The following is a 24678-nucleotide window of genomic DNA, read 5'->3' as shown; positions in this document are numbered from 1 at the left end:
TGCCGCCGCGCGCCCCATCCGCGCCTTGTCGTGGTACTCCGGTCAGCGGAGTTTCCCGGGGTGGTATTGGTCATCGACGGTGGGGCGCATGTCCCGTACGACTCGCGTTTGGAGCTCGCACGGCTTTTGCTAGCCGACTTCGATTGCTCGGTGGAAATCATTGTTGCGCAGCCCTTTCAGCTTGTCGGGGCAATTGGGTGCAAGCTGTGTCGGCATGTCCCTGATTTTCTGCTGGTACGTGGGGATCAGACTGTCACGGTAGTGAACGTCAAGACTGAGGTGGCACTTGAAAAAGCAAAATTACGAAGAACATTCGAGTGGGTTACGAGAGTCTTGTCCGGACGGGGTTGGGATCACGAGGTGTGGACGGGAAGCAATTCGACGTTCCTCGCGAATGTGCGGTTTCTCGCAGGGTTTCGCCGCGCGCACTACTCGGTTGCCCTATTGGAGGCTATCGAAGGTGGAGCCCCAGGCCGCAATTTTCCTGAAGCCGAACTGGCGGTCGCCCCTCGCTGGGATCGGAGAGAAGTGCGTGCAGCGATCCTGCACCTTCTTTGGTTGCACAGGCTCGTAGCCGATCTGGATGTGCCCTTATCGACCCGCACTGTTCTGGAGGCGCCGCCATGATGGTCAGTACAGCTGCCTTGAGGATCGGAACGAGGATTCAACGGGATGGCCAGTTGTGGACTGTGGGAGAGTTGCATGCGAATCGTGTGCAGCTTCGATCCGGGTCTGCGGCGATTGTGGTCTCGGTCGATGAGTTGGTTGATGATCCGCATACCGGATTTGTTGATTGCCAGTCATTGGCGAGCAACGATATTGGCGCAACAATCGATGACCTGACCGCCGCGCAGAGGCAGCAGTGGCTCGAGGTGGTTGGTCACGTACAGGAGGTGCTCACTGGATTTCGATCGGGCGAGGCCGCGGATGCTCGCGCTGGTGAACCCCGCCGTTGCTACCTCCCCGACGTCGAAATGGATGTCCGATACCGGGCGAAGGCCGAAGAGATCGGAAAATCAGTCAGGACGATAGCTCGCTGGGTGCACAAATATCGGTGCGAAGGTTCCGGCGCACTCGTCGATCACCGTCGCACCCGAGCGAAGGGGGTGCTCGACTCCTGCGATCGGCGTTGGGTAGAGATGTGTTCGACCGTCAGCGCGGAGTTGATCTCCGAAGCCAGTCATTCGAAATCCTACGTTCTGCGCATTGTCCAGGGCCGCTTGATCGACGAGTTCGGACCCGGCGTCGTGACGGTCCCGAAGAAGACAGCCGCATATCGCGCCCTTGATGAAATAACAAAGGGCACCAACATGTTCCGAGGAAGTGCGAAAGGTCGACGAGAGATCGCCACCCGCCCTGACGGACTATACGGTCAGCTTCGAGCAACCAGGCTCGGTGAGTACGTCATTCTCGATACGACTCGTTTGGACGTATACGCCATGGAGAACGTCACCCATCGCTGGGTGAACACCGAACTCACGGTTGCGATCGACCTGTACGGGCGGATCGTGTGCGGACTTCGGCTCGCACCCATATCCACTCGCAGTATCGATGTCGCATCCGTGCTCTACGAGGTCATCTGTCCGCGCTCCGAGTCGGATCCGAAGGTCATGCCGTACATAGGGTTCCCCGAGTCTCTGCTGGTGCCGACTAGTTTCGACCCCGACCCTCACGGCTCTGCGTCGATACCAATCGAGTGCGTCGTGATCGACCACAGTCGGGTCTACATGTCCCAGCACGTCAGATCAGTCTTGGAACGATTCGGTATTTCGATCCAACCGGCGCGTCTCTACCAGGGGTCGGACAAAGGACCACTGGAACGGTGGTTCCGCACATTGAGGGAAGGCTTGCTCGAACATCTCGACGGATACAAGGGCCCGGATGTGTACTCACGAGGCAAGAATGCCGAAGTGGGCGCATTTTACTTCGTCGATGAACTCGAGCAGATCATCCGGAACTGGATCCGCACCGTCTATCACCGACGTTTCCCGACGCCGTACATCAGGTCCGCGCGATGCTGGTTGAAGATCCTTCCCACTATCGAACTGAGATCGACAAGTGCGTCGCGAACCGCGGAGTCCGGCTCTGATCCGTCAATTCGTGTGTTGATCCAGTCCTGTGCGCGAAGCACTCTCCCGCTGCGAAGGATCGGCGCCTTCACTTTCTTCAGATTTGTTCGGCACCGCGCCGAGCGATGTTGTCCGGCAAGCCTGGCAGTGCAGCAACCGGGCGCGACGAGATACCCGGCTCGACTTCTGGTCCTGATCCTGCGGCGTGTGAGCGGACGAGGCTGCGTTGGAGTTGGGTGCGCAATTCTTGTGGGATTTGCCGGGTCGCCAACGCGCCGAATCCGGTCGAGACACCATAGACCGGTGTCGGGGAGTTGGCGAGTTCGTTGATCGTGGAGCTACTTTCGGCGATGGCTGCCAAGGCGTGATCGGACAGGGTGACCGCTGCGCGATGGCGTGCAACGCGGACGACTTCGTCGAAACTGACGGGGCCGATATCCACGACGACTGGTTCGGAACCGTTGTCGACGGTCGAGGTGGTCGTTGCGTAGTGGGAGGCACTCACTTGCCTCCTCCTTTCGGTTGTTTTATGTTGAGGGAGCGGTGAGTACTGCGCAGTCACTGCTCGTCGGAAATCGAAATATGTTCCGTTCCCATGGATTCGGTTCCATCCCAATGCAAGCTGGGGGTGTCGTATCCGAAGTAGGCGGGGCCCACGACGGCAAGTCCTTCCACGGTATGCCAGCGCGGATCGCAGGGAGCGGTGAGGACATGGACGCGTTGGCCGTACCGGAGATTCTCGGTGGTGATCGGTTCGGCGGTCGCAGCATCGACGACGATGGTCATGTCGGGTGTCGTAGTGACCACCACACCGTCACACATTGCCATCAGATTCTCGTTCTGAAAGTGCAGACTCATGTTCGATGAAGCATGCTGTCCGGTCCCCTCCACGAGGGCCTGCCCGAGTGCGAACCCGCACTCGGTCCGTCGAATCACATCAGTCACCTTCCCTCTGTGAATGATTCGTCCACCGAGAGTATGTGCGAGAGCTTCGGACGGGTCACCGCTTCCGGCGCGTGCATCGGCTATCGTGCGTACGATCGAGACGGCGAGAGACAGATTTCCGCACGCCAGACACTCTCGCGCCTGCCTACCGGTCATCGAGTACATACTCAGCGCGGCGCTGCATCCCATGTCCACAGCGATGCTGCGGGCGAGTCGTTCAGCCCACCGAGCGCTGGTCGCGTCAACGAGCACGGTGTTGCCGGTTTCATCGGCTAACGACATTGGTGAAGCAGGGATCCAGAACAGGTTCGGCAAACACATTTGCAGTTCGGGGAACGCGCGTCCGATTCCGTCGCCATCGACCAGCGGTAGCCCGAGTCGCGCTGCTGCCGCGATCGGCAAGGTCGAGTTCACCCCGCCGATTTCGACCGGGCTGATGTGGGTGGGCGCGCGGTTGTAGTGTGTCGCAACCATGTCGATCACGCGGAGTAGACAGTCGACGTCATGGAGTTTCTCTACCGAAACGGTTGGCGCACCGATCGCTTCGACGGGAATGACGAACGCGTCGTCGGGGAGGTCTTTGAGCTGCGTCAGTCGGACGGGTCCGTGATCGTCGATCTCGTTCGCCGCGATCAGTCCGCCGATGTACGGGCCACCGCCTCCTCCGCAACCGAGGACCGCAGCGCCAGCGGTCAGGTGCTCGATATCCCCGCTCGTCAGGGAGGCCCGTGTGGCCGCAGCGCGTATCGAGGTGGTCATTTCTCCTCCAAGAACAAATCGCCGGCGGCCTTGATGCGGACTCGTATGGTGCCCACCGGGGTGTACGGGACGGGAATTTCTTCGTGGTCGACGACAGTGACGGTGTCCGGTTTCGCGCCGGCGGCGACGGCCCGATTGCAGGCTTCCCGCCTGACCTCGGAGATGACGGCTTCTCTGGTGCTCTCGGTGGTAGTGATCATCCGTTCGATTTCACCGCTGACTTGGGCGATCGCCGCGCCGATGGCGTTTGCGACCCCGGAGTGCTCGGGCCGGTGTACGTGCCCGAGTCCGTCGAGTCGGTGGGGAGGCAGGATCGCGCCGCCCCCGACGGCCACGACAGGCAGCGGTTCGGATGATGTGCGGATCCGGTCGATCGTTTCGGATACTGTCTGATCGATATATCCGAGTGCTTGCGTGACTAGCGAATCATCTATATGGCCAATCAGTGAGCTGTCGCCCGATTTTCGCAACGAGGTGAAGACCCCTCTATCGGTAGATAGAGGGGTCTTGACCTCGTTCTCTATCGGGCGATAGATTCCTTCTGTCCTGGCGGGTTGGCAGAGAGAAACCCGAGTCGCAGTGCATCGTTTGTCGCCGCAGACTGGCGGTGGCGTGATCTCAATAGGAGTGTGATCGATGAACCGAAGAACTACTCTCAGCCTCTTCATTTCGATGGCTTCGCGGGTGTTCCTCAGTGCGTTTCAGGGGTGGGGCATCCCCGCCGCGTTGGAAACGCGAAACGGCTCGGTCGACGCAGAGACAGCGCCGTACCTGCACTTTCGGGTGGTAAAACACTCGCAGCGGAGAGGGGCAGGGCCGAGATGTCTGGCCAGGTAGTCGCTGTCAGCGTGGCCCGTCCGCAGTGGCAGGAGATGTACGGGCGGCAAGTCTTCAGCTCGATCGTGCGCACCGCCAGCGAGGGCTCCGTTTTTTTTGCGTTGGGAGGTCCCGAGGGCAATGAGACCGCTGTCCATACCGAGGAGGTATACGCGTGTTCGCGGGAAACGTACGACCTGTGGGCGCACCGTCTGCGCGTTGACCGCAGTTCTTGGCTTCCTTGCCACTGGGGTGAAAATCTCATGGTTGAGGGGATGCCGAGCGAGGAGGAGTTGCACATCGGCGACCGTTTCCGTATCGGGGCTGTGTTGCTGGAGGTCTCTTCACCACGCATCCCTTGTTTCAAGTTGAGCTGGCGGCTGGAGCAACCCGAGGCGTTCCTACACGAACTGATTGCCGACGGGCGGATGGGATGCTATTTCCGCGTGGTGAAACCGGGAGCGATCACGGCGGGAGATCAGATTCACCGGACGTTTCACGCGAACTCGTCTATCACGGTGGCAGAGCTGACCAAGTTGTTGCATGACCCAACCAACACGGACATCGATGCCTTGAGTCGAGTGCTTGCTACCCCGGGGCTCGGAGACCAGGCCACCACCATGGTCCGACAACGCATCAGCTCGCTGCGCGACGGGCATCTTACCACCCGCGACCGCTGGATTGGCTGGCGATCCTTCGTCGTGGACTCGATCCGCAAGGAAACGGTCGACGTAACGTCGTTCAATCTGTCGCCTGCCACAGGTGGCCCGGTAGCTGGTTACCGAGCCGGTCAGTTTCTGACGGTCCGGCTACCCGAGGACGCGGGCGGCCTGGTACGGAACTGGTCCATCTCTGACTTCGGTTCGGATAATGGTTCCTACCGTATCTCGATCAGACGCCACCCCGACGGCGATGCCTCGCGGTGGATGCACGACCAGTTGACAGAGGGCTCCACCCTCGAGATCCGACCCCCTACCGGGCGCTTCGTGCTCGACCGCGGGAGCATTCTCAGAACAGTTCTTATCAGTGCAGGTATCGGGGTGACGCCCCTTGTCGCGATGCTGAAGGCGCATGCGGAGCGGGGAAACGAAGCGCCGCCTGTGCTGTGGCTTCACGTGGCGCGAAGCCGGGCCGAACATGCCTTCGCCGACGAGGTCGACGTCGTCATGAACACCATAAGGGGAGCAACCCGTCGAGTTTTCTACTCGGCACCAGGCGTTCGTGACGAACTTGGGAACCACTACGACCGATCAGGCAGGATTGGCCCGGACGACATTCGTGAGGTCGCCTCGGAAGAGTATCGCCTCAGTTTGTCCGGTCGTGAAGTACGCCTGCCAGGGGCGGACTCCGACTTCTATATCTGCGGACCGTCCGCTTTCGAGAAGTTCGTCAGGGACGAATTGATCCGCCGCGGTGTCAACTACGAGGCGATCAACTCCGAGCTGTTCGTACCCGACACCCGGGATACTGCCGGCCTCGTGCGCCCTGCCGAGGCTGCTGTCCGCTTTCTCAGGTCAGGCCGCACGGTTCAGTGGGTCAGAGATGACGACCTGACGCTCCTCGAGTTGGCTGAGAGTCACGGCGTGCACGTCGACAGCTCCTGCCGCATCGGCACGTGCGGCACCTGTGAGGTGCAAATTCTCGGAGGTTCAGTTGTCCAAATAAACGACAGGATCAGCGACCCTGGACCCGGACGGGTCAAGCTGTGCAGTGCGCAACCGTCAACAGGCGAGATAGATCTTGACATTTAGCTGTGGGCCGGCGCCGAGCGTCCACACGGCTGCCAGTCCATGCGCTCAAGCGACTTAACGCTCTGTGGTTCCGGCATCCCAACTGTCTCGAAGGCCGTGACCCGGTTCGGATGGCCGATCGGGCGCGCGACGCCGGCCTGGTCCACGACGACTACCCCGCCGCGGCCCCTGAACGAGAAGCCTTCTTGTGCAACACCTCTGATGCTTGTTAGCGGAAAGACGTCGGAGGTTCGGCACCCACAAGGCATTGGAGGATTTTCGTCGGAACCGGCAACGTGGCTAGTCGCTGAGCTTGGGATCGTCGCGGTGAGAGACAGGTGTCGGGTGCCGTTCGGGACCGCAATCGAACGGGCCACCCGGTTGACCGAAACCCACCCCTCGAAGTCCGCCTCTCGCAGAGCTGGCCAGGCAGCGGAGCTTCGGGCTGATCATCGTCGACAAGGTCGGCTACCTCTCCTGTTCGAGCGGGACACCACGAACCTGTTTCCAGCGAGCGTGTCCTCATGCTCCGTACATGCATCTGTTCCTGGAGTCGAATTTACCGTTCCTCTATGGGGGGGCAACGTGTTCGAAGGTTGAGCCGTTCACTGGCGCAAGGATCGGCCGCATTCACCACACCGTCGTCCTCACCCTCAGGCGTCAGCTACAGACTCCGCCGACGAGGCGTCGACTGCTTTCCCGGTGCCTGCGCCACAATGCCTGATGGTCAGAACTGGGGTGTTCTAAACCGTTTACAACGCATCGGAACTGGACGGAATTCAAGCGCCGTCGACATTTTCAGTGCCTTCGAGTTGTTCATGGACGTAGAGCAGACCTGAAACGTCCGACCATGCCGGAGTCGGCATTTACTTGGAGATCTCCGCGGCCGTGCAGTCGCGGCATGGACTGTTCGCGGCGATTTCGACGGATCACAAGCGTAGGGTGCAGCTACTCGATGGGCGTGCCGCGACTGGGTAATTGGGCAGTGACGATGGCGTCCAAAGTGATCGCGATCGAGTCGCTCTATCTGTTGATAGAGAAACCTTGACCTTGCTCTCTATCGGGCGATAGAGTCCGTCTCATCCCTGGCAAATGTGGTGCATCGAAGTCGCGATGTATTCCATTTGTCGCCGCACTCTGGCGGCGGTGGCGTGATCTCAATAGGAGTGTGATTGATGAACCGGAGAACTATCCTCAGTCTTGCCGTTTCGATGGCTTCGCTGATGTTCCTCAGTGCTTGCGGCAGTTTGGACTCTTCGGAGGGCTCGGCAGATGGCAAGCCAAATGTGGCCGTATTCCTGAGTGCGTCGGCAAATGCCTTTGAGCAGGCTCAGCTCGCCGGCGTCGAAGCGGCCGCCAAGGACTTCGACGGCGGACAGGTCACCGCCTTCGACGGAGCCTTCGACTCAACGAAGCAGGTTGCCCAGATTCAAGACGCGGTGACGTCGGGCGGATTCGATGTCTTCGTGATCGAACCGGTCGATGCCGTCGCAGTAGTACCAGCGCTAAAGTCAGCGGCCGCGAAGAACATCAAGGTGGTCTGCATGTTCGTGGCCTGCGGTCCCGACCCTTCATCGTTGGACAAGCAGTTCGATGGCCAAGCCGGCGTGGTCGCCATGAACTTCGAACAGGTCGCGACCGTGCTGGCAACGAGCGCGATCGACGCGTGCGCGGACAAGCGGCCCTGCAAAGTTGCGTATCTCAACGGTGATGTCACCTTCACCTCAGATCGACTTGCACTCGATTCAGTGAATTCGGCCTTCAAGACTCCCGAAGCGGACGGAATTACCCTCGTCGCTTCACAGGATGGAAAGTACGACGCCGCCACCAGCAGGAAGGCGGTCCAGGACATGTTCCAGCGTGATCCTGACATCGATGTGCTCGTCAGCTATTCGGACCAGCAGACTCAGGGCGCGGTGCAAGCACTCCAAGCGATTGGACGTTTCGGCAACGTCAAGATCATTTCGAACGGTGCGACTGAGGCGGCCGTCGAGGCCGTCCGTAACGGCACCTACTTCAGTGAAGGGGCCTCCGTACCCCGATCCTGGGGCTATAAAGCCGGGGAGATCGGCATCAAGCTTGCACAGGGGAACGATGTCAGCGAGACGAGTATCAACACCTCGGACCTCAGTCCTGTGGGCGGTCTTATCAACCAGCAGAACGTCTCGAATTTCACGGCGGAGTACAAATAGTGAACAATTTGCGATCTCTTGTTTCGGATGGCGCCATCTCTGTATCGGCCGACGTAGGTGGGACATTCACCGACGTTGTCCGAGTCGATGTAGAGACCGGAGACGTGGTGGTGGGAAAGAGTCCCACCGTTCATCACGCTCCCGCTGAGGGGATCATTGCGGCCCTGAGTCAAACGGACGCCGACCTCACACGCGCCGTACGTTTTCTTCACGGGACCACTGTCGGAATCAATGCGTTACTCGAGCACAAGGGTGCGCGGGTCGGATTCCTGACCACGGCCGGCTTCGCGGACATGCTCGAGATTCGTCGAGGAAGTTGGCCGCCGTACCAATTGTCGTGGGACAAGCCGAAAGCTCTGGTCGGGCGCGAGCTATGTCGTGAAATCGATGAGCGAATTGCCGCCGACGGCTCGATCGTCAAGCCCTTGAACGTCTCGTCCGCAGTGGCGGCCGTCGACGCTCTCGTGGCCGATGGTATCGAAGCGTTGGCTGTATGCCTGGTCAATGCCTATATCGAGCCCAAGCACGAGCGTCAGATCGTGGACTTGGTGCAAACCAAGTATCCAGATATGCCCGTCGTCGTATCTCACGAGATCACCAGACGGTATCGAGAGTACGAGCGCGCAGTGACGACGGTGAGTGAGGCATACATTCGGCCCAAGATGACGGAGTACTTCTCCGGGCTGGCGGATGGGCTCGCATCGGCAGGGTTCGGTGGAGAGCTGTACATCACGTCCAGCGATGGGGGCGTGATGGGCCTCGAACGGGCTCAGCGTCAGACGTTGAGGACGCTTGTATCGGGCTGCGCCAGCGGCATCGCTGGAGCCGCATCTTTGGGCGTTTCCTGCGGGTACAAGAACCTGATCTGTATCGACATGGGCGGGACCAGCTTCGACGCAGGGATTGTGCGTCATGGTGTGGCCGAGATGTCCAATGAGTCCGAGATCGCCGGACTGACTTTGCTCCTCCCGATGATCGAGCTCGCAACGATCGGCGCTGGAGGCGGCTCGATCGCATGGGTCGACGAGCTGGGCGGCTTGAACGTGGGACCGGAAAGCGCTGGCTCCACGCCGGGCCCAGCGTCCTACGGCCGGGGCGGTATTCGTCCCACCTTCTCGGACGCGGCGCTCGTGTCCGGGCTGCTACCCGACTCGCTCCTGGACGGGGCGATGAAGCTTTCGACTCAGCTCGCTACCGACGCGGTGGTATCGGAGGTTGCGACGCCACTATCGATGGATGCGCGAGAGGCAGCCAGTGGTGTGGTGACGTTGATTGAGGCCCGGATGGCACGGCTCCTGGAAGAGATCACGATCGGCAAGGGGCACGACCCTCGAGACTTTGATCTATTGGCCTACGGCGGGGGTGGCCCCTTGGTGGCATCAACACTCGGTGACCTGTTGGGAATCACTCGTGTGGTCGTACCGCGGCATCCGGGAGTCTTCTCAGCGTGGGGCATGCAGACACTTGATGTAGCGCACGAGTTTTCGCGAAGCGAAGTTCGCGTCTTGCGAAGCACGGAGTCGATTGGTGCGGCGAACACGTTTGCCGAATTGCTTGTCGAAGCTCATGAACGACTCGAATCCGAAGGCATACAAGAGGACCGGCGCGCAGTGATGCGGTTCGTCGAACTCCGCTATGACGGACAAGAGCACACGCTTGCCGTTCCAGTCCTCGCAGATGACGAGTCGAGTGACACTCTGCGTGAGCGCTTCGAATCGATGCATGAGGATGCGTACGGATTCCGCCTGGTCGGTGATCTCGAGATCGTCGGTTATCGCGTGCGCGCACTCGGCTCCTTGCCGAAGCCGGACGTTCCGGAGGCAGCGGCCGAAGGTTCGCTGCCCACACCGATTTCCCATCGACAGGTCACTCACAGGGCGAGCGATACGACCGCCGAGTCGTGGCCCGTCTATCGGAGGGAATCTCTCGGCCCCGGTGTCGAGGTGGCCGGACCGGCAATCATCGAAGAACTCACGACAACGACAGTGGTTACGCCCCAGCGAGTGGTGCACGTTGACGCGTGGGGCAATCTGATTTTGGAGGCAAGGCCGTGAATTCCATGGATCCAGTAAGCATGGCAGTAGTGCGATCGAGTGTTGTCTCCATCGCACGGGAGATATTCGGGACCTTCAAGAGGACGGCGCTGTTGCCAGTCATCTACGAGCTCAACGACTTCAGCGTCTCGGTATTCGACGATCGGTTGAATCTCATCGGTGATGCACCGGGGCTCCCTGAGTTCGTAGGCTCCTTGGATTTTGCTCTCCGCTCGGTGGCAGGTGAGTTCGCCGGCGACAATCCGCTCGTGCCTGGAGACATCGTCATCGTCAACGATCCGTTCACGACCGGTGCACATACCTCTGACGTGTCGATTATCGTTCCTGCATTCTTCGGCGACACCCTGATCGGGTACACCGGAATCCGGGCGCACGTCGGCGACATGGGAGCGAAGGACTCGTATCCCTGTGACTCGCAGTCGATGTTCGAAGAGGGTCTCATCCTTCCTCCGGTCCGCCTCTACGAGGCAGGGAAGATGGACCCGAAGCTGCACGCGATCATCTCCGCGAACTCCCGGGCTCCGCGCGAGACCTTCGGGAATATCGTCGCCGCAGGTCAAGCGTTGGCCTCGGGTGCGAGGCGATTGACGGGGCTGGTCGAGAAGTACGGAATTGACGTCTACCACGCGGCAATCGACCAACTCATGGACCAGAGCGAGCGAGAGGTTCGCCAGGCAATCAACCTCGTACCCGACGGGATCTATCAGCATGAGGACTACTTCGATGACAACGGCGTGACGGATGGGCGCGTCCTACTCCGTGTCACCGTGACCGTGAGCGGTTCGCAGATGACGATCGACACCTCGGGTTCTGCGGGGCAACAGCTGGGCCCGATCAATTCGACCCTGCCGGCAACGACCGCGGCATGCCGACTGGCTCTCAAAAGATTGACCACTCAGAGTTCGCTGCCGACCAACTCTGGTGATTCTCGACCGCTCACCGTGGTGGCACCTTCCGGCTCCATCTTCAACCCGGACGCACCGGCGCCTACCTACCTGATGGGCTGGAGTGGGGGTCGACTCGGTGACATGATCGTTCAGGCTGTCGCCAGTGCGCACCCGCATCTGTTTCCTGCCCAGAGCGGCGGGGACGCCGTAGTTGTCATCGGTAGTCATGAAGATTCGACCACGGGGCGCGTGACCTTCTTCGCGGACAGCCCCCCACAGGGATTCGGTGCCGCCGCACAAGCAGACGGGATGGACGCACTTCTGCACGCTCCCGTTGCGGGGTCTGAACTGACTTCGGCGGAAATCTGGGAGACCCGTATGCCGATCAGGAAGATTTCCACTTCTCTTGTGATGGACTCTGGCGGCCCGGGTCGTTGGCGCGGAGGTCTTGGTACCAGGACCGAGTGGGAGTTCTTGGGAGATGTCGAACTGACGCTTTTCGCTGAGAAAACGGTGGCGTCGATGGCGCGAGGCGTCGGCGGCGGACTGCCGTCCAGCGTGAGAAACAGCATCACGATTAATCCTGGGTCCGACAACGCGAAGGATGTTGGGAAGGTCGGTGCTGCCCGGTTGATCGCCGGGGACCGGGTCGCCTTCGTCGGAGGTGGTGGTGGGGGTAATGGCGCAGCGCATCTTCGCGACCCCGAGCTTGTGCTCCACGACGTAATGACACACGCGGTTTCTTCGGGTTCAGCGAGAGAAGACTACGCAGTGGTCGTCACTTCGGACCCACTTGCGATCGACTGGGATGCGACACGAAGACTGCGTGACGAGATCGCGGCTGCCGCTCCGAAGCTGGGGCTGACGTGAGGCCCAACAGTTCGCTCGTTGTGCGGAACGCACGAGTCCTCGGCCGCGATGGTCGATTCTCCAAGCCGTGCGATGTAGCGGCTGTGGACGGCATCATCGAGGAAGTCGGAACCCGAATAGGTGGCAGGAGGGACACTCCCGAGCTCGACGGTACGGGAATGTGGTTGATGCCAGGGATATTTGATTGCCATGCCCATCTCTCGTGCTTCGAAGACGACACTCTGAAGTACCTGCAGATGCCTACCTCCGAGTGGGTCCTTCATATGGCTGCGAACGCGCGGGCCCTTCTGGACATGGGAGTCACCTTTGTCCGAGACCCCGGGGGAGCCGATGCGGGAGTGAGGAATGCTCTCGCGGCTGGACTGGTCGATGGTCCCACCCTGCAGGTCGCGGTCTCCGCACTTTCACAAACTGGGGGGCACACGGACGGCTTCCTCGCAGGCCTCGGGGTCCCGGCCTCCAACGGATTCATTCTGCACGACTACCCGAACCGACCGCCCTACGTGGCAGATGGCCCCGATGGGGTGGTTCGCGCGGTGCGAGAGATTCTCCGAGCCGGAGCCGATTGGATCAAGGTATGTACAACCGGTGGCTTACTGGGTCCTCTCAACCACGACGACCCGGACACCGAAGAGTTCAGCGCCCCGGAGATCAACGCCATTACCGCCGAAGCTCGAAAGGCAGGACGTCCTGTGATGGCTCACGCCTATGGCGGTGATGGTCTGACCAACGCCGTCGTTGCAGGTGTCCGTTCCATCGAGCATGGGGTCAGGCTCTCCGAGGAACAAGCGAGCCTGATGGCCGACCGGGGCTGCTCGCTGGTCCCGACCTTGGCGATCATGCATCAACTCGTCAACCTAGAACAGGGCGGGGACGTGAATGATGCGTCGGCCTCTCGTGTTCGAGATGTCGGTCGGATCATCGGCGACGCCGTCAAGATTGCCGTGGACGCCGGCGTTCGCATCGCAGTGGGCTCAGACCTTGTCGCGCAGGAGGGCAATCTCAGGGAACTCAAGCACCTGGGAGATGCCGGAATGACACCGGAGCAGGTACTTCTGGCCGCGACGATTAACGGTGCCGAGCTGTGTGGCGTGGCGGATACTTACGGCAGGATCGAGCCTGGCTACGTCCTTGATGCCATCGCGCTTCGTCAAGACCCGACAGACCTCGCCGTCTTCGGGTCCGACTCCGCTGTCGTAGGTGTGTTGAAGCACGGAGGAGTCCACCGGTGGTCCGAGTAGCAACGAAAAATTCTGAGGACGTATCGGCACTCGCCATTGGAGGATCGGGTCGGTTGGCCTGGTTCGACGTGACAAGCACACAGATCGATATCTCGCAGGAGTTCTACCTGAACTTGTTCGGCTGGAAGTCAGAGCCCATCGAGATCGCGGAGGCGCCCGGCTACCTAGTCATGCGCTCGGGGAATCAGATCATGGCTGGTGTCGACCCCATTGACAAGTCCAAGGGGCCCGCCGTCTGGACGATATTCGTGTCGACAACTGACCTCCGGGCGACAGCTCAATCCATCGAGACACACGGTGGTGCCATGACGATACCGCCCGCGCAAGTTCTGAACCTAGGGCGGATGGCGATGGCTCGTGACCCGGAAGGTACGGTCTTCGGACTGTGGGAACCACAGGAGTATTCACCTGCTGACATCCCAATCGTCGAGGGAAAGTTGGTAGGCGCGCGTCTCGCGACGGTGGATCCCGAATCCGCCTCCCGGTTCTACGTTGAGGCATTCGGATGGGACTCACGCGATGAAGATGATGGATCAGTGACGATGCAATGCGGTGGGATGGTCGCCCATGTTCAAAAAGACCTTCAGGCTAACGTGTGGACTCCTACCGTCGCCGTGGCCGACGTTCGTACGAGTTGTCGCAGGGTTGCCGAGCTTGGCGGGAGCGTACTGACGGGCGAAGCAGAGGACGAACCTCTCGTTGCGGATCCACTCGGTGCACTGTTTCGGCTACGCACAGTTGCCATGGTCGGAGGCACTTAGGCCGTGAGGTCTGATCTTTGCCGACACGGGAATCCATCGAGCGCGCCACCCACGCCGTGAGCGAACGGGGCATTCGCACCATGGGGGAGACGATGAACGGTGTCGTCCCCCTAGGCGATACCGCTGGGCTTTCGCTCTGTCATCCGCCCCGAGCCTGCAACAGGCCGAACCGACCACTGCATCCGAAAACGATGCAGTGGTCGGTGATGGCCGCAGTTCCGACGTAGTTGACCGGCAACAGTGTTCCGCGATCCTATGCGTCACTATCAGTGCGGGACTTGGGCGGTGAAGATCGGTCGAATCCACTCGCTGTCGCGGGATTTGGTGAAGGTCCGCTCGCGCAGATGTAATCGCCCCAGCCGGGATTGCCCCTACCCGACAGGTTTCGGCGCACCCTTCCTGAAATATTCGTCAAAGGCCCCCTGCGTCACGGACTCAGGCAATATGATCCTCATGGCCTCGTCGCGAACGTCCTCCAGCGTCGCCGGATCAGCAAGTAGCCCTCTCAACGCGAACTCAGAAAAGGCACCCGGCAGCCTTTTGCGCTCAGCGGCGCGAAGCGAACGAGCAGCGCGACCTGCGTGAAGCTCCACCGCATAGATCAGCTCGCGCCCCATAGCGAGGTCTGTGTGCGCGAGCTGTCCGCTCTCGATTCCATCACGGAGCAGAGATCGTACGCCTCGAGTGATCTGTTTTCCCTTGCGGTTGACCTCGGCAAACTCAGGTGCATCCAAGACCTGGGTGTCATAGATGGCGACAAGATTGTAGGGCGATAGCGCCAACTGGGTCATGTCGAAATGCACGAATCTGAACAGACGGGCACCTGCGCTGGCGTCCGCCTTTACGATCTCACTGCAGGCAAGGGCCGCTGCAGTGATATCTGTGTCGATGAGTTCAATCATGATCGATTGCTTGGTCGGGAAATGCCAGTACAGGGTCGGCTGCCGCAATTCGGCTGCTACCGCGATGTCACGAGTACTTGTGCCGTGGTACCCCTTTGCTGCGAACAGCGCGGCGGCCTCTCGCAGGATGCGGAACCTCGTAGATTCGGAAACGTCTTTCGGCTGCATGCGCGGACCCTATCGCTTGATAGGCTAGCTGGCAAAGTCCGTCCCTGAGAACGCGTGAATCCAGACCTGCGGGTACTGCTACGGCCCTGGACAGGCAATGAACTCTGAAGTTCTGCCGAATGCCGATTTTCGTCCAAATCCTTGGCAGGGTCTCTATCATTCGATAGAGTCCCTGCCCAGTCCTCTATCAAACGATCGGGATTGAAGTAATGATCTCGTAGAAATGAGAATCATGTGATGAGCGCTACGGAAGCCGATGTCACGGCACGACAGCACCCGGCCGGATCGGACGAGGATGTCGAGAGCCAGCATCCGGTGCACCTGCAGGTTGACTCGATATGCAAGTCATTTGGTGGAGCGCGGGCACTGGCAGATGTGACCCTCGAACTTCGACGAGCTGAGGTGCATTGCCTGGTCGGCGAGAACGGGGCTGGCAAATCGACGCTGGGAAAGATCTTGGCAGGCGTTCAGATGCAGGATTCCGGAAGTATTCGCGTTGAGGGTCACGAGGTCCACTTCCGCTCGCCGAAGGACGCCATCGCCGCCGGTACTGCCTTCATCGCGCAGGAACTATCCATCGTGCCTCATCGATCTGTCGTGGAGAACGTCTTTCTCGGGTCTCCCGCTACGCGCCGGGGGTTGGTTTCGACGAAGTCAATGAAGGCGAAGTTCGACGAGCTTCAGGAACGCACCGGCTTCTTGTTGGATCCGGATGTCCCTGCGGGCACGCTGGCACTGGGCGACCAGCAAAAGGTCGAGATCCTGAGAGCCCTTGCCCGAGAGGCCAAGCTTGTCGTGATGGACGAGCCCACTGCCGCGCTAGGGCCGTCCGACACTAACCAACTCCTGGATGTCATCCGCGATCTTCGATCACGTGGTGTCACAGTCATTTTCGTTACGCACTTCCTCTCCGAAGCGCTTGCGGTTGCTGACCGCATCACGGTGTTGAAGGATGGCAAAATCGTTGGCACGAGCAACGCGGAAGAGGAGTCGGCGGACTCCTTGATCACCAAGATGCTCGGACAGCCGCTTGGCTCGATGTTTCCGGAAAAGTCTTCCGCAAGAGGCTCTAGGCCGGCCCTTCATGTCAACGGCGTCTCGACTGACCAGGGCAGTACTGATATCTCGTTCGATGTCTTCCCCGGCGAAATAGTCGGTGTCGCTGGGCTCGTCGGCTCGGGACGAACGGAACTGCTGCGTGCACTCGTAGGTATCGATCACGTGAGCGCCGGCACGGTTGAGGTGGGCGGGTGTTCAGGACCGTTCCGGTCTCCACGCGAGGCACAGAAATCCGGGATGGTCCTCGTGCCCGAGAGCCGAAAGGATCAGGGGCTGATTCTCCGAGCTTCCGTCCTCGACAACGTAGGACTACCCCACCTCAGCAGTATGTCCCGAGGCGGGTTCATGCGGAAAAGGCGCCTACGTGAGGCCGTGAAGGAATCTTTGCGATCGGTATCGATGGATCCCCGAAGGATCGACTCGCCCGTCGGCGACCTCTCGGGCGGCAACCAACAGAAGGTCCTGTTTGCCAAGTGGCTCCTCTCCAGGCCGGATGTGCTTATCGCCGACGAACCCACCCGAGGTGTGGACGTCGGCGCTCGGGCCACTCTGTACGCAACTCTCAGACAGCTGGCATCCGAAGGGATGGCGATTCTCTTCGTGTCCTCAGACAACGATGAGGTCATCGGGCTTGCCGATCGAGTCCTCGTGATGAGGGAAAGGCGAATCGAGGCGGTCCTTGAGGGCGAAGCAATCAACGAGCACCAGATCCTACAAGCCATGCTGAATTACGACACTCACGGTCAGGTGAACCCATGAAAACAATCGATACTGCTGAGCGAAGTTCCTCCGAGATCTCTGCGATGCTCCGGACTCGTCTGCGCACAGCGTCAGTCGGCAACTACACGGTCTTGATCAGTGCGATAGCTCTCTATGTCACCCTTGCGATCGTTTCCCGTCCCTTTTTGTCGACCTCAAACCAGCTCAATCTCCTCGACCAATGGTCGGGTCTGGCGATCATTGCTTGTGGAACGACGATATGCATCCTCGCGGGCGGGTTCGACCTCTCGGTAGATGCAATCTTCGTTCTCGCCGGCGTGGTGTCAGCCTGGGTGGCGACCCGATTCGACCAGCCCCATATTGGTCTCCTGGCGGGTCTCGCAACAGGCGTCTTGCTCGGGGTGTTCAACGGACTATTGGTGACAGTAGGTAAAATCAATCCCTTCATCGCCACGATCGCCTCTTCTGTGGTGTTTCTGGGGATCGCAAAGCTCATAACGAGTGGAACGATCATTACGGTTGATCAACCAGGATTTGGCTGGCTCGGTAGCGGCAAGATTGGCCCGTTCACCGTTACTAGTCTTGTATTCATAGCCTTCGCTCTTGTCTCGGGAGTGCTTCTGGCACGGACTACAATCGGTCGGCGCGTGTACGCCGTGGGTGGCAATTACGAGGCAGCACGTTTTTCCGGAATCTCGGTTGGTCGAGTGCAAGTCTTTGCTTACGCAGTTTCTGGGTTTTCGGCCGGTCTGGCCGGCGTGCTGTCCGCGAGCCGAAGCATGAGCGGGCAATCGGACCTTCGAGTCGCCCTCGCCTTCCAGGTCATCACGGCAGTGGTCATCGGTGGAGTGAGCGTTTTCGGCGGCCAAGGAACCATCGTTCAAGCGTTGATCGGTGTCTTGATCCTGGCTCTGATCGGCAACGGTTTCAATCTCATCAATGTCGATCCTGCCTACCAGCAGCTCATCCTCGGAATCATTATCGTGCTGGCCGTCGCTGGGGATTCCTTCAGCAGGAAGTCGAGATCCTAGTTGGAGGCGGCCGCCCTGGAGCGGGCGCGGGCAGACCGCCCCAGCGTTTTGAGTTGCAATCCTTTAGTGAGGCGATGAAGACGCCTGCCTGCCAGTTTGAGGACGGTCGGTGAACTCTTACGGTCAGTTGCGGAATGATACCTAGATCAAGGTAGAAGCCGGCCAGGGGCTGCGATCCGAACGAAACGATCTCCGGAGCAGGCGCTCCCGGAAGCGGACGCTTTCTTGCAACATACCGTTGCCCCGATCGTCGCCCTCACGACCCTCGACCTGCGAGGACGACGGTCGGGCGAGAGAACGCATAGACGACGACGTAGACGGAGGTGGCCAAGAGGGCCACGACCAACGAAACGAAAACCGGCTGGGCACCAATGGATCCGAGGATCGGACGACCAAAGGCCACCGCACGGATACCAAGATTCTGCTCGATATCTAACCATGAGCTCTTCGCCGGCATGCGTTCACCGGGAGTATCAACTGCTGACAAATCTTCTCGCGCCGACCTGTCACGACCCTCGCAAGCATCGGGAGCGCCGTGAATATCGTCCAGACAGTGCAGGCGTTCAGGTGAGCGTTCGGCGCATGCATGAATGGAAACTGTTGCCATCAAGGGGAATACAGTCGTGGGAGTGCATGTCATTCCCAGCTCCGCGCTAGACTCAGATCGTCTGTCGGGCCGATCCGAGTTGTGTTGAAAATGAAGTCAATTTCCGTCCCAAATCTTCGCTCTGGAAGGCGGCGACCACCTCGAATCGACACTTCGTCAGAACGGTCGAGCGCGGATCTCCGGTGCGTGACACGCGCCGGGTCGGCGCCGGCTTCAGTAGTTCTGGAGTGGCGCGGTCGATTGTAGATTCAATTCTGCACCTGTCATTCCTAGTCAATTGGGCCCGGCTGCAACGACTTTCTCTACTTCTGAGCCAGCGTGTGAAGCAAGTGCCAGCGGTTTGCGTGTTTCGGTGTGCGCCAGAAAATCTACATCCGTTCGGGATCCGTAGTGCGGCAGGGGAAGTGCCGTAGCTACCTCCCCGGCCGCACTACCGATGGTCCAGCTAGGAGCCGCCGGCACCAACGAAAGCTGCCAAGCCGAGTGCGGCAACGACGCCGCCGAGGACCCCCGCAATGCCGCCGATTACGGTGATGGCGTTATCGAGCAGCTGGAGGTCGGAATCTGATGAACCCATGAGTTATCTCCTTGTATAGGAAGGGAATTAGACGATGCGCAGAAGGCGCAGAATGTAACACGCCCATGTTATCCGGGTCACATTGCCGGGTCAAGAACTCGTACTACCTAGCTCAAGGCCCGCGAACTCTGCTCCTCAGTTGTGCGCGATGCGGACGCGGCCGCAGCCGCCGACTGCCCTGGCTTTGCCCTTGGAGAGTCAGCAACTTGGGGAGCAGGACCTGGAACTTGCGCCGCACAGAGTCGGTTTGATGACGGTGTGCGTCTCAGCGGGCTAAGTCATGGACTTCGCGACGAACCTGTCTTTTGTTGCAGGCTGACATGGTTGGTCAACTGTGACTGCAAACCCAGAATGTATTGATCAGCAACCATTTCGCGTCGGCATGATGACGGTGACAGCCATGCGACGGTCCGCACGAGCGCCCAGATTCTTCGGCTTCTATGCTGCACCGCCGTTGCTGTTGTTCAGCATTGACAAGGTGAACGTGACTCTCGGTCTCCCGCCAAAAGCCGTGAGAAACGATGAAACCCGAAACATAACTCTGTCAATTCCTAAGAACAGGAGGGGGCATTGGAACTCGTCATCGACGAGTTTGGAGAAGTCGTTCGGGCTCTGAGGCGGACCACTGCGGAAAATAGCGCTGCGGCAATCGACTCGATCTTCGATGTGTTGAGGGTGTTCTGCGAGGATCAGGTGAGTTCAGCCATGTTCAGCCATGTTCAGCCTGGTCGCCCGTTGAAAACGGGTTACTCGATCGCCTCAGGGAACCCACTAACCTCCCAAGAACCTGCCAACCGTTGACCCTCGCCTTGAATCGCGATGACCATCCAAGTCAGCTGCTCGATCCGGTACATACACCGCCGGAGGAAAGTGGCCGTTGCAGTGCGGCAGGAGCCGCCCGGCCACTCACGCTCCGCGCCCGCGATGACTCCATCCTGAACGAATCACGAACAGGCGCGACAAGTTTCGACGCTCGGAAGCGTCGCGAACTGAGCGGCTAATTCCCCGAAATCGCACACCCACCACCATTGCGACCGCTCTCACACGAACTGCATGCTGACCCCGGCGCTGGAAAAGATGGTCTGTGCTGTTAGCCAAGGAAGTCTGCCTGACACTCCGTGCCGCGCAGATTTCCTTGCGCCTAACGGGTTCATTACGTTGAGCGTCCAGCGAATGGTCAATGTTGAGCATTGCGAATCGGTTCGCTCTCAGCTCGGGGGAAAGGTCATCTTCACCCGGAAACTCTCGGAAATCGCAGGTCCTCGCAACAATCACCCGGGCACTCGGAATGTAACGCGACGCTTCATCGCGTAGTCGCCGAATGAATGTCAGTTGTCACTCATTCGAATCGACAGTTTCGGGCTGAACGAGTTCGCACTGATCGACCCATCGAGCGACCATGCTCAGAACCGCAAGTCGGTCGAGTGCATCTTGCTCCATCATCTCGCCAATGCCGTGCGCGGCAGAGTTTCTGACCGTGAGCTGCATGCCAGCGGTAAACTGCCGCAATCCATCGTTCATTGACTTCACCGTGCGGTCGGTGGGATCGCCAGGCCAACGCAAGCGTGGGCGGCCGAGCGCGGGTGGCTTCTCGGAAAAGGTCTCCTGCCAGAGTGCTGTTTCTGAGACGTCGTTGCGTCCAGTCAGAGTCTTGACCTGGGAGGATATCGCGAAGATCTGGGTCGGATTCTTCCCTCGGCCGGTTCGGTGATCGATTCTGAGTGAACCTGATTCTTTCGTGGTCTCGGAAAGGAAGCTCCGCCGTGGGTTCGATTGTTCTCACCCTTGTCCTCGTCCTCTCCTTCCTCGTGCTCGCTTTGCTTCTGCGGTACGCCAATGCCGGACAGTCTGCCCGCCTCGGCGCTCCGAACGTCCGTCCGGTCCCGGGAGGCGGCCGGTTAGGTGCTCGACCGCGGGTGCTGCGGTGACGGCATGGCATGTTATGGCGATCTGTCGCGCATTCAGCGCCCGATTGGCTACCAGGCGTGTGGGTTCGAGCCCACCTTCGGCAGGGCGATCAAATGGTGATGCCAACCGTTGCCGCAGCCGGCGGCCTTCACGGCCGCACTTGGCGGCCACGCCAGATTCTAATACTGGCATGAACCCGTAGGAAGTCGCCTGATTAACCGTCAGTGGCGTTGCAAGAGCGAAGCTTTGAGATACGTCTCCTGGCTTCGGATCTGGTTTCAGTGATCCGAGGTTCTCGAGTGAGAGAGGAGTTCCCGATGATATCCGCAGTGCGCTCGGCGCAGTCCGGGAAAGAGGTTGCCGCCGAACCGAGTTGTTGGCAGAAGTACGCCGCGTGCGGTGGGGTCGAAGCGGCGGTGTTCTTTTCGCCGGAAGGCGAGCGTGGCAATGCCCGATCCCGCCGGGAACTGCTGGCGCGGCGGATATGTCAGACCTGTCCTGTGCTCGGTCAGTGCCGCGAGTACGCCCTCGGTGCGGGTGAGCTGTATGGAACGTGGGGTGGCATGAGCGAAGCTGACCGAAGGCGGCACGCCCAGTGACGAAGTCGCGACGAGCGCGGGGCGGCAGATCATGCAGTCCGAGGATGCGATCAGATGTCGGGTGAGCCGGTGCCGCTGTCGGTTTACCGTATGGCGAGCGGCGATCTCGTCAAGGAGTACCGCTCGTTGTATCGCCGGTGTGATCGCCTGACTCCGCGTGAGAAAGCACGGTTCTATTTCGTGAACGAGGAAATGAGGGCACGGGGGCTCGGGCATGGCATTCCAACTCCGGATACGCACGAGGGTATCGATGCCTGGGACGGGGAGATCTGAGATCTGATCGCGATCTTTCCCGAACAATTGCTGTACGGATAGCGCTATCCGTGCGAAAGGCTGTCCTCATGCGGTGTCAGATCGCCGGTTCAGGGCGGGGGAACAGTCGTGAGAGAACATCGGAGAGGGTGATGATGCCGACCGTCGTTCGTTCGTCGGTGACCACGGCCAGGTGATTGCGACTTTCCCGCATCGCCGCGAGTGCGAGGTGGACGGGGGTATCGGACGCAAGGGTGAATGCCGGTCGCATGATGGATTCGGCGTGGGTGTGGTCGGGTTGGAGCAGGGTGTCGCGGACGTGCACGATCCCAAGGGGAACACCGTTGTCGCGAACGAGGATTCGTAGGTGTCCCGATTGTTTCGAGATCGCCCGCACCTGGTCCATGGTCGCGGAGCTGGTTACGGAGGTCGGAGCTTTGCTGCTCCGAAGCAGATCGCGGACGGTCAAGGTCTGCATGTCGAGGGCGCCGGAAAGTTGCGCGGAGTATCCGGCGTCGAGGGCTCCGACGTTGGTGGAGTGTTCGACCAGGTGCCGCAAGGCGTCGGGGTCCTGGCCGCTGCCGACGTGATCGACCGGTTGCACACCGACTTTGACGAGGAACCAGTTGGCCATCGAGTTCAGCGATTGCAGCAGAGGTCGGGTGAGCCACATGAATCCGCGCATCGGGATGGCGAGCAGTGTGGCTGATTTCTCGGGGTGGGCGATCGCCCAGGATTTCGGTGCCATTTCGCCGACGACCAGATGCAGGAAAGTCACGATGATCAATGCGAGAACGAAACCGGCGACGTCCGCGATCCAGAGCGGCATGCCCCAACTCGAGAAGGCAGGGGTAAGCCAGTGATGGACAGCGGGTTTGGTGATTGCACCGAGCGCGAGGGTACATACGGTGATGCCGAGTTGGGAGCCGGCGAGGAGCACGGTCAGTTCGGAGGCGCTGCGTAGAGCGGCTCGGGCGGAGCGGCTGTTGGGGGCGGCATCTTCGAGGCGGTGCCGTTTGGCGGAGATGAGGGCGAATTCGACGGCGACGAAGAAGGCACTCAGGGCTATGAGAGCGACGGTGACGGCGATGACGATCCAGGGGTTGCTCATCGGTTCTCCTCCGCGGTTTCAGTCCCGGCCACTGCGGTTGGGTCGAGGCGTAGTCGTAGTGAGGCGGGGACGTGCCGCTCGACGGACAGGACATCGATGACCAGTGAATATCGAGGTTGTTCGTCGTCGGAAATCAGGTCGGCAGGATCAGGTGGCAGTTCGACGCGGATCCGGGCTCCCTCGGGTGGGAGCTCGCCGTGATGGGCGATGGTGAAGCCGGCGATCGTCTCGTAGTCACCACCCGGGAGGTCGTGTCCGATGGTGCGCTCGACCTCGTCGAGGTGCACGCCACCGTTGACGGTCCAGGATCCGTCTTCGCCGGGGAGTTCGAGTGGGAGGTCAGGGTCGTGTTCGTCGGTGATTTCGCCGACGAGTTCTTCGGCGATGTCTTCGAGGGTGATGACACCGGCGAAGCCGCCGTATTCGTCTATGACGCAGGCAAGTTGGTTTCTGCTGTCGGTGAGTTCGGCCAGGGCCTTCGGCAAGGGAAGTGTGGTCGGGAGGATCAGGGCGGGGCGGGTGAGTGTGCGCGCGGTCAGATCAGTGGTCGGCGTCAGGTCGAGAACATCTTGGAGGTGGATGACACCGACTATGTCCTCGGAATCTTCCCCCACGACGGGATATCTGGAGTGCCCTCGCCCCATGAGGGTGAGGATGTGGTCGAGGGAGTCGTCGGCGTGGACGGTGTCGACATGGGTGCGAGGGATCATCGCATGCTCCACTGGGCGCGTGGGGAAATCGAGAATGCGATCGAGCATCGTCGACAATTCGGGCGGCAGAGTCCCGGTTTCGCGGGACTCGGCGACGATGTGCTCGAGGTCGCGGGCAGAAGCGGAGTGCTCGACGTCGTGCACCGGCTCGATCTTGAGTGCGCGGAGCAGCAGGTTCGATGTTTGGTCGAAGATCCAGATCAGCCAGCCGAAGAGTTTCAGGTAGAGGGTGGTCGAGCGGGCCAGCCACCGGGCCACAGGTTCGGGACGTGCGATGGCGAGGTTCTTCGGGAACAGCTCACCGAAGAGCATCTGGACCAGGGTCGAGAACAGCAGCGCCAGCACGGCACCGATGCCCATCCCCACGGCGGTGGGGATGCCGATGCCGCCGAAGATCGTTCCCAGCGACTGACCGATGAGAGGTTCGGCAACGTAACCGACCAGCAGACCGGTGACGGTGATGCCCAGTTGAGCTCCGGAGAGCATGAACGAGGTGCGGCGGGTCACCGCAAGAGCCCGCGTTGCACCCGAATCGCCCGTCTGGGCGAGAGAATTGAGCCGGGATCGGTCCACGGCCATGTAGGCGAACTCCTGGGCAACGAAGTAGCCGGTGACTGCGGTGATCAGCAGAACGACCAGGACGCCCAGCAGGAGTGTCAGGGCGATCATCATGAGCCGGACACCTCGCCATCACATGCGGTGATGTAGTG

General features: G+C 60.2%; 20 protein-coding genes and 1 pseudogene. 12 read left to right on the top strand and 9 right to left on the bottom strand.

From position 1 onward, the window contains the following. Positions 1-30 precede the first annotated feature (30 nt). Positions 31-627, top strand: a complete 597-nt coding sequence (locus G8767_RS09815) for a TnsA-like heteromeric transposase endonuclease subunit (RefSeq protein ID WP_346842974.1) — start codon at positions 31-33, stop codon at positions 625-627. A 1348-nt stretch (positions 628-1975) separates the two neighbouring features. On the opposite strand, the gene G8767_RS09810 is transcribed toward G8767_RS09815, so the two are convergent. The 4 genes and pseudogenes from G8767_RS09810 to G8767_RS09795 all read right to left on the bottom strand — a co-directional run bounded on the left by G8767_RS09810 (position 1976) and on the right by G8767_RS09795 (position 4108). Further along, positions 1976-2161 carry a hypothetical protein gene (locus G8767_RS09810; protein ID WP_166810019.1) on the bottom strand — a complete coding sequence of 62 codons (186 nt, stop codon included), beginning with the start codon at positions 2159-2161 and terminating at the stop codon, positions 1976-1978. Positions 2162-2247: 86 nt separating this feature from the next. Continuing rightward, positions 2248-2574 (bottom strand): annotated as a pseudogene (locus tag G8767_RS35735) (aromatic amino acid lyase); the annotation flags it as partial. A 53-nt stretch (positions 2575-2627) separates the two neighbouring features. Then, positions 2628-3773, bottom strand: a complete 1146-nt coding sequence (locus G8767_RS09800; RefSeq protein WP_166810017.1) for a DUF917 domain-containing protein — start codon at positions 3771-3773, stop codon at positions 2628-2630. Further along, a complete protein-coding gene (locus G8767_RS09795) occupies positions 3770-4108 on the bottom strand; it encodes a hypothetical protein (RefSeq protein WP_166810016.1) in 339 nt (112 codons plus the stop codon). Before G8767_RS09795 ends, G8767_RS09800 begins: the two co-directional genes overlap by 4 nt. Positions 4109-4594: 486 nt before the next feature. On the opposite strand from G8767_RS09795, the gene G8767_RS09790 reads away from it, so the two are divergent. The 6 genes from G8767_RS09790 to G8767_RS36520 all read left to right on the top strand — a co-directional run bounded on the left by G8767_RS09790 (position 4595) and on the right by G8767_RS36520 (position 14324). Then, positions 4595-6340: an MOSC domain-containing protein gene (locus tag G8767_RS09790; protein ID WP_166810015.1), complete on the top strand. Its 1746-nt coding sequence runs from the start codon at positions 4595-4597 to the stop codon at positions 6338-6340. Positions 6341-7530: 1190 nt separating this feature from the next. Further along, positions 7531-8511, top strand: coding sequence for a sugar ABC transporter substrate-binding protein (locus tag G8767_RS09785; RefSeq protein WP_166810014.1), 981 nt, complete (start codon positions 7531-7533; stop codon positions 8509-8511). Next, a complete protein-coding gene (locus tag G8767_RS09780) occupies positions 8511-10565 on the top strand; it encodes a hydantoinase/oxoprolinase family protein (protein ID WP_166810013.1) in 2055 nt (684 codons plus the stop codon). Before G8767_RS09785 ends, G8767_RS09780 begins: the two co-directional genes overlap by 1 nt. Before the next feature lie 20 nt (positions 10566-10585). Then, the gene (locus G8767_RS09775) at positions 10586-12322 is read left to right on the top strand and encodes a hydantoinase B/oxoprolinase family protein (RefSeq protein WP_166810012.1); all 1737 of its coding nucleotides are present in this window, start codon (positions 10586-10588) and stop codon (positions 12320-12322) included. A gap of 158 nt (positions 12323-12480) precedes the next feature. Further along, entirely contained in the window at positions 12481-13563 is a 1083-nt protein-coding gene (locus tag G8767_RS09770) for an amidohydrolase family protein (RefSeq protein WP_346842975.1), read from the top strand. Then, entirely contained in the window at positions 13551-14324 is a 774-nt protein-coding gene (locus G8767_RS36520; RefSeq protein WP_346842973.1) for a VOC family protein, read from the top strand. Before G8767_RS09770 ends, G8767_RS36520 begins: the two co-directional genes overlap by 13 nt. A 371-nt stretch (positions 14325-14695) precedes the next feature. Here the strand turns inward: G8767_RS36520 and G8767_RS09760 are convergent, their stop codons facing one another. Next, positions 14696-15394: a TetR/AcrR family transcriptional regulator gene (locus G8767_RS09760; RefSeq protein WP_166810009.1), complete on the bottom strand. Its 699-nt coding sequence runs from the start codon at positions 15392-15394 to the stop codon at positions 14696-14698. A gap of 237 nt (positions 15395-15631) precedes the next feature. Here G8767_RS09760 and G8767_RS09755 point away from each other — a divergent pair, with 237 nt between their 5' ends. Both G8767_RS09755 and G8767_RS09750 read left to right on the top strand, forming a co-directional pair. Beyond that, positions 15632-17212, top strand: coding sequence for a sugar ABC transporter ATP-binding protein (locus tag G8767_RS09755; RefSeq protein WP_166810008.1), 1581 nt, complete (start codon positions 15632-15634; stop codon positions 17210-17212). 92 nt (positions 17213-17304) lie between these two features. After that, a complete protein-coding gene (locus G8767_RS09750) occupies positions 17305-18204 on the top strand; it encodes an ABC transporter permease (protein ID WP_206029136.1) in 900 nt (299 codons plus the stop codon). A gap of 256 nt (positions 18205-18460) precedes the next feature. Here the strand turns inward: G8767_RS09750 and G8767_RS09745 are convergent, their stop codons facing one another. Together G8767_RS09745 and G8767_RS36295 are read right to left on the bottom strand one after the other, a co-directional pair. Continuing rightward, positions 18461-18811 carry a hypothetical protein gene (locus G8767_RS09745; protein WP_206029135.1) on the bottom strand — a complete coding sequence of 117 codons (351 nt, stop codon included), beginning with the start codon at positions 18809-18811 and terminating at the stop codon, positions 18461-18463. Positions 18812-19256: 445 nt separating this feature from the next. Beyond that, positions 19257-19388: a hypothetical protein gene (locus G8767_RS36295; RefSeq protein WP_277346868.1), complete on the bottom strand. Its 132-nt coding sequence runs from the start codon at positions 19386-19388 to the stop codon at positions 19257-19259. Between the two features lie 1763 nt (positions 19389-21151). Here G8767_RS36295 and G8767_RS09735 point away from each other — a divergent pair. The 3 genes from G8767_RS09735 (at position 21152) to G8767_RS09725 (ending at position 22168) form a co-directional block, all read left to right on the top strand. After that, entirely contained in the window at positions 21152-21316 is a 165-nt protein-coding gene (locus G8767_RS09735; protein WP_166810005.1) for a hypothetical protein, read from the top strand. 297 nt (positions 21317-21613) lie between these two features. Then, a complete protein-coding gene (locus G8767_RS09730) occupies positions 21614-21895 on the top strand; it encodes a WhiB family transcriptional regulator (protein ID WP_095971778.1) in 282 nt (93 codons plus the stop codon). 54 nt (positions 21896-21949) lie between these two features. Beyond that, positions 21950-22168, top strand: coding sequence for a hypothetical protein (locus G8767_RS09725; RefSeq protein ID WP_095971685.1), 219 nt, complete (start codon positions 21950-21952; stop codon positions 22166-22168). Between the two features lie 76 nt (positions 22169-22244). Here the strand turns inward: G8767_RS09725 and G8767_RS09720 are convergent, their stop codons facing one another. Next, positions 22245-23258 (bottom strand): hemolysin family protein, encoded by a 1014-nt coding sequence (locus G8767_RS09720; protein ID WP_124567266.1) that lies wholly within the window; start codon positions 23256-23258, stop codon positions 22245-22247. After that, on the bottom strand, positions 23255-24640 hold the full coding sequence (locus G8767_RS09715) for a hemolysin family protein (protein WP_166810004.1): 1386 nt from the start codon (positions 24638-24640) through the stop codon (positions 23255-23257). The genes G8767_RS09720 and G8767_RS09715 overlap by 4 nt, the downstream gene beginning before the upstream one ends. Between the last annotated feature and the right edge of the window lie 38 nt (positions 24641-24678).

This window comes from Rhodococcus sp. IC4_135 (assembly GCF_011602025.1).
Lineage (GTDB): Bacteria > Actinomycetota > Actinomycetes > Mycobacteriales > Mycobacteriaceae > Rhodococcus_F > Rhodococcus_F baikonurensis.
This window is presented reverse-complemented; position numbering and strand designations above follow the sequence as displayed.

Excerpts from the sequence above, each read along its gene's own strand:
- G8767_RS09755 (WP_166810008.1), top strand. The coding sequence starts at position 15,632 with ATGAGCGCTACGGAAGCCGATGTCACGGCACGACAGCACCCGGCCGGA.
- G8767_RS36295 (WP_277346868.1), bottom strand. The coding sequence starts at position 19,388 with ATGGGTTCATCAGATTCCGACCTCCAGCTGCTCGATAACGCCATCACC.
- G8767_RS09785 (WP_166810014.1), top strand. The coding sequence starts at position 7,531 with ATGGCTTCGCTGATGTTCCTCAGTGCTTGCGGCAGTTTGGACTCTTCG.
- G8767_RS09745 (WP_206029135.1), bottom strand. The coding sequence starts at position 18,811 with ATGGCAACAGTTTCCATTCATGCATGCGCCGAACGCTCACCTGAACGC.
- G8767_RS09790 (WP_166810015.1), top strand. The coding sequence starts at position 4,595 with ATGTCTGGCCAGGTAGTCGCTGTCAGCGTGGCCCGTCCGCAGTGGCAG.
- G8767_RS09760 (WP_166810009.1), bottom strand. The coding sequence starts at position 15,394 with ATGCAGCCGAAAGACGTTTCCGAATCTACGAGGTTCCGCATCCTGCGA.
- G8767_RS09770 (WP_346842975.1), top strand. The coding sequence starts at position 12,481 with ATGTGGTTGATGCCAGGGATATTTGATTGCCATGCCCATCTCTCGTGC.
- G8767_RS09715 (WP_166810004.1), bottom strand. The coding sequence starts at position 24,640 with ATGATGATCGCCCTGACACTCCTGCTGGGCGTCCTGGTCGTTCTGCTG.
- G8767_RS09730 (WP_095971778.1), top strand. The coding sequence starts at position 21,614 with ATGATATCCGCAGTGCGCTCGGCGCAGTCCGGGAAAGAGGTTGCCGCC.
- G8767_RS09800 (WP_166810017.1), bottom strand. The coding sequence starts at position 3,773 with ATGACCACCTCGATACGCGCTGCGGCCACACGGGCCTCCCTGACGAGC.
- G8767_RS09720 (WP_124567266.1), bottom strand. The coding sequence starts at position 23,258 with ATGAGCAACCCCTGGATCGTCATCGCCGTCACCGTCGCTCTCATAGCC.
- G8767_RS09725 (WP_095971685.1), top strand. The coding sequence starts at position 21,950 with ATGTCGGGTGAGCCGGTGCCGCTGTCGGTTTACCGTATGGCGAGCGGC.
- G8767_RS09775 (WP_166810012.1), top strand. The coding sequence starts at position 10,586 with ATGGCAGTAGTGCGATCGAGTGTTGTCTCCATCGCACGGGAGATATTC.